The 5,061-nt window shown below is 45.2% G+C and carries 3 protein-coding genes; all 3 read right to left on the minus strand.

Translation table 11 applies throughout. From position 1 onward, the window contains the following. Positions 1-846: 846 nt before the first annotated feature. Positions 847-1,884: a protein-glutamate methylesterase/protein-glutamine glutaminase gene (locus AC27IT_RS27450; RefSeq protein ID WP_487092235.1), complete on the minus strand. Its 1,038-nt coding sequence runs from the start codon at positions 1,882-1,884 to the stop codon at positions 847-849. A 43-nt stretch (positions 1,885-1,927) separates the two neighbouring features. After that, complete coding sequence (locus tag AC27IT_RS27455; protein WP_025847142.1) at positions 1,928-2,773, minus strand: CheR family methyltransferase; 846 nt, start codon at positions 2,771-2,773, stop codon at positions 1,928-1,930. A gap of 108 nt (positions 2,774-2,881) precedes the next feature. Continuing rightward, positions 2,882-5,061: methyl-accepting chemotaxis protein (locus AC27IT_RS27460; protein ID WP_487092236.1), on the minus strand; the 2,180-nt coding region annotated here is incomplete at its 5' end.

Raw genomic sequence — 5,061 nt, forward strand, 5'->3', positions numbered from 1 at the left:
AAGACCAAGGTAGACTTAATAGAGTGATGTTGGCAAGTGCCTATTTATTTTTCCGCCTTGTAAAACGCAGGCTAGCTCTGCATTTTTACGCTGCGATTTTCTGTACTTTTATTATGCGATATACACCTGTTGTCCTAGTAACATATACCCATTTTCAATAGGGAGTAAACAATAGCAATAGAATACTTGATTGGAAAGGATTCATGTAATAAGGAGAGCATACCTGTGTTTGGCAAAATAAAAGTACACACTTTGGCAATCGAAAAGTGCAGACCATTTCCGAAAATGAAAAAAGCCTTGCCAGCTAACTAAACAACCCTCTACTCTTCTATTTGCGGAACAGATAGGAAAGAGATGAAAGGAATGCTGGCAATGGCTCAACAACACTATATCTAATACTTACGCGATGTAAAAGATCAATCCATCTCCCAGATTGCGAAGCAAACGGCGTCTCTGGTCGCAATCTACTCACTCCACTTTTGGAACAAGGATTTGTAGAGGAAGAAGAAATCCGGAAGGTTAATTTGCAATCCTAACTCCGGGTACTAGGACATAGGTGATTTTCACAGAAAAATGAATACCGAATCATGAAGATGATCTGCCTATTTGTCCTTGGTATCCGGGAAAACGACCGCCCGCACCATGAAGGAACTGGGCCTTAATTCGCGCATCATCGATGTGCTGAATCAGCAGTTCACAGCGCATGCTCCCGATCAAGTCTGGATGGCGGATATCAACCTGCGTTCCAACGTTGAGAGATAGCTCTATGCCGCGAGCGTGATGGACTTGTAACCATCAGGTATGTTACACCGGTTCGATACGAATGGATGTACGACCGAGATCCACCTAAATAAATGATAGAATCTCTTGATATATATTAGGTAAAGACACTTGTCGATCAGCGTACCCCGCCTCATAAACAGCTTTAGGCATACCATATACGATACATGATTCTTCAGCTTCAGCGATCACATGACCCCGTTGCCGCTTCACTTCACTACAACCAATTAACCCATCCGTGCCCATTCCTGTAAGAATAACGACCAATAAACGGTCGCGATAAATCAAAGATGCGGAATGAATCGTAACATCAATGGATGGCTTGTACAATTTGCTCTCATCCAGCACAATTTTTAGTATGGTCTTTCCGTCATTTGTTTTTTGAAATAAAGTTTGATACCCTGCAGGAGCAATATAAATGATCCCTGGCATCACAACATCGCCATCTTCTGCTTCTTTCACTTTTAAATTACAAATAGTATCGAAACGGTCTGCCAAAGGTTTGGTAAATCCGGGCGGCATATGTTGTACAACCACAATTCCTGCCGGAAAGTCCGGCGTAAATCGAGGCAGAATGGATTGTATGGCAGACGGTCCACCTGTGGAACATCCGATAATGAGCAGATCAACGGAAGCGGAGCCCGGTTTCTTTTTTTCTTTCACTGCTTCTTTTGCAGATGCAATATTGTTCCTTATGGGTAATTTTGCACTGGCAGCGGCCTTTACCCTCATCAGAAAATCGTCAATGATTTTAGGTTCCGCAGGATCCTTCATCAAGGAGTTTTTTGAAAAGAAGTCTATCGCACCTAATTGTAATGCAGAAAGAGTGGCTTCCGCTCCTTCGTCTGTTAGTGTGCTCAGCATTACGACGGCTACCGGATGGTATTTCATGATTTGTTCCAAGGCGGTTATTCCGTCCATTTCCGGCATTTTCACATCCATTGTAACGACATCCGGTTTGAAACGCTTTATCTTTTCTATTGCCTCCAGGCCATTGCGGGCGATTCCTACGATAAAAAAATCCGGATCCTTCTCAAATAAGAGGCTGATGGCCCTCCTCATGAATGAAGAATCATCGACGATCAGCACACCGTACCGATTCAATTGCCTTTGCCTCCTTATAAAAATGCCGAAAGCTGGCGTCTCATCAAAATGGCGAACTCTCAACGTCCGCTTTTTGGTAATAAAATGCCGCCCGAGCATTTATTGTTGCAAAATTGATGTTCATGCCCGTTATCGTTTCAGCATGTCCCAGAAATAAAAATCCGCCCGAATTTAAACGATCGTAAAATTTCGCAACGACCCGGCGTGTTGTTACGGAATCGAAATAAATAAGCACATTTCTACAAAAAATGATATCAACTTTTTCGACCGCCGCCATATCCTCATCATCTAAAAGATTCGCATACCGGAATTCAACCCTGTCTTTTATGAAGCTCTTGATATGAAATCCTTCATCTTGCGGAATAAAGTATTTATCCAACATCTCCTTAGGAGTCCGGCGGAAGCATAGCGAATTTTTATGGTACCACCCGCGTCTTGCGATTTGCAGAACTTTTTTATTGATGTCGGTTGCAATGATACGTACAGATTCCAGAGGTACAATCCCTGATTCTGCGATTGTCATCGCCAAGCTGTAAGGTTCTTCTCCCGTTGAGCAAGCGGCACTCCAAATCCAAATACATTCTTTATTCCGAAGTTGGGGAAGAACCGCATCCCTTAATTCATTTAGCTGGCTCTCTTCACGAAAAAAATAGGTCTCATTGTTGGTAATGAGTTCAACAAGGTTATTCCATTCTTGCTGGTTCCTTTTTAAGAATTCGGTGTACTCCCAGTACGACATATTTAGAACGGATAGTCTCTTCGACACTTTTGATGCAAGCGATGAAAGGTTGCCCAAGTAATTCAGCCCGCAAAAATCATAAATCATTTGCGCCAAATCGTTTAAGCACATATCATTATCCCGAATTTCGTTTTTGAACTCCATATTCATGAATGTTACATCTCCCATATGAGCAGCGCATTGACAAAGTCCTTAAAGCTCTCTCAATGGTTCAATTTAGAGAATAATAAAGAACTGATACTTTCCGTCGAACGGAAGTTAGGCTTGCACTATTCGAAGTGAATTATTAATTGTCGTGGATCGGTCTGCCAATTCTCGTGCAACCCCAACCATCCTTTCCACGTCCTGAATATTCTGTTGGACAACCTGTTCCGTATAGGAAATCGTCTGATCGAGCTTGTCCAATTCTTTCAGTTGAAATTTTGTTGCTTCCGTTACTTCAGCAGCCTGCTTTGCTACATTTTCGACGACGTTTACAATATCATTTCCGTGTTTTCCCTGTTCCACTGCGGCTGCGGTAATCTGACGCACCTGTTCACGGGTATTCACTACACCCTTGATGATTTCTTCGACGCCGACGGCCTGTTCCTTCGTCGCCTGAGTCACCATAGCGGCCTGTTTTGTTACATTTTCTACCGCCCTTGCGATATTTTCGCCTTGCTTAGCCTGTTCGCCAGTTGCTACGGTGATCTGAAGCACCTGCTCACGGGCGTTCACTACACCCTTGATAATTTCTTCGACGGAGATGGCCTGTTCCTTCGTCGCCTGAGTTATCCTAGCGGCCTGTTCTGTTACATTTTCTACCGCCCTTACGATATTTTTGCCTTGCTTTGCCTGTTCGCCAGTTGCTACGGTGATCTGAAGCACCTGCTCACGGGCGTTCGCTACACCCTTGATGACTTCTTCGACGCCGACGGCCTGTTCCTTCGTCGCCTGAGTCACCATAGCGGCCTGTTTTGTTACATTTTCTACCGCCCTTACGATATTGTTGCCTTGCTTAGCTTGTTCGCCAGTTGCTACGGTGATCTGAAGCACCTGCTCACGGGCGTTCACTGCCCCCTTGATAATTTCTTGAACACCGACAGCCTGTTCCTTCGTCGCCTGAGTTACCATAGCGGCCTGTTCTGTTACATTTTCTACCGCCCTTACGATATTTTTGCCTTGCTTTGCCTGTTCACCAGTTGCTACGGTGATTTGACGCACCTGCTCACGGGCGTTCACTACACCTTTGATGATTTCTTCTACAGAGATGGCCTGTTCCTTCGTCGCCTGAGTTACCATAGCGGCCTGTTTTGTTACATTTTCTACCGCCCTTACGATATTGTTGCCTTGCTTTGCTTGTTCACCAGTTGCTACGGTGATTTGACGCACTTGCTCACGGGCATTCCCTACACCCTTGATAACTTCTTCGACGCCGGCGGCCTGTTCCTTCGTCGCCTGAGTCATCATTTCTGACTGAATGGTTAAGTCGCCTACGGATTTGACGATTAGTTCGCTTCCCTTGGCCTGTTCAACGGTAGCAGAAGTGATCTGTCTGATTTCATTCGTAATTTTTTCGACTCCAGTTACTATTTTTTCGATGGCTACACCTGTTTCATCCGCCAATTTGTTTCCTTGTTCGACTTTTACCATACCAATCTCGATAGCTTTGATGGCATCGGTTGTTTCACTTTGAATCCCTTTGATTAATTGGGCGATTTCTTTTGTGGCTTTTGCGCTTCTTTCGGCGAGCTTCCTCACTTCATCGGCAACAACTGCGAATCCTTTTCCGTGTTCGCCCGCCCTTGCAGCTTCAATCGCGGCGTTAAGTGCCAAAAGGTTGGTTTGCTCGGCGATATCGTCGATGACTTCAATAATGCTTCCGATTTCTTCTGAGCTTTTCCCCAGATTGGTCATGACGCCAGAGGCCTGTTTTACGACATCCGCAATTTCTTTCATTCCTGTGATGGACTGACTAACCGCCTTTTGTCCATCTTCGGCATCCGTTTGAACCTGGCTTGTAAGTGAATTCACATTTTGCGCATTGTTAGCCACCTGTTCAATCGAAGCCGCTATTTGCTGAATCGATGCAGAGGTATCTCCGGCGATTTGCTGCAATTGGTCTGCATTTGCAGCAATGCCGCGAATCGATTTTCCCATCTGCTCAATGGATACGGAGATTTGTTCAACCGAACTTGCCGTGCTTTCAGCATTTCCGGCTACTTGCTGAATGGAAGCCACCATCTCCTGGATGGCATTCGAGGTTTCTTCCGCCGAGGCAGTCAAGCTCGCCGCATTATCGGCTACACCTTTGATCGACTGTCCCATTTCTTCAATGGAAGCGGAAATCTGCTCCACGGAACTTGCCGTGCTTTCAGCATTTCCGGCTACTTGCTGAATGGAAGCGACCATTTCCTGGATGGCATTCGAGGTTTCTTCCGCCGAGGCGGTCAGGCTTG

This window comes from Brevibacillus sp. YAE8 (assembly GCF_057543335.1).

Bases quoted from the DNA above. Each gene is read 5' to 3' on its own strand.
- AC27IT_RS27455 (WP_025847142.1), bottom strand. From the start codon at position 2,773: ATGAATATGGAGTTCAAAAACGAAATTCGGGATAATGATATGTGCTTA.